This is a genomic window from Mesorhizobium sp. WSM4832 (genome assembly GCF_055811115.1).
In genome coordinates this window covers 1-410 of record NZ_JBVVQH010000066.1, presented here as the reverse complement: position 1 = coordinate 410, position 410 = coordinate 1, and the positions used below count along the sequence as shown (strand labels likewise).

The window sequence follows — 410 nt, the reverse complement described above, 5'->3', positions numbered from 1 at the left end:
GATATGGACGTCGTCCAGCAGGTCGGCGCCGAGCATCGCCCCCCGGGGGAGATTGGACGAGCCTGACGGAAGCGCTCCGATCCGTGCATCGGTGGAGGTGGTCAGATCGACCAACGGAACACCGCGAAAGGTGTCTGACAGCCTGGCGGTCGCTGGCGTGACGGGTCCTGGAGCCCTTGCCGGTACTGCTGCCGCTGCAGCTGCACTCATCGGGCCGCGATCGACGAGCCAAAAGTCGTTGCGCTCTTCTGGCCTCTCGGCGGTGTAGCCCTGACCTTTAATCTCGTAGTTCGATTCCGGCTTTTCCGCATCCGGCAAGACGCCATAATGATACAAGGAAGAGAGCATCGCGTCTGGGACGTGTTGTATCCCATGGGAAAAGCCTTTGGGGACGGCGAATGAGACGTTCA

General features: G+C 61.2%; 1 pseudogene. It reads right to left on the bottom strand.

From position 1 onward, the window contains the following. Positions 1-410, bottom strand: a pseudogene (locus AC0L2L_RS33370) (Ulp1 family isopeptidase); the annotation flags it as partial.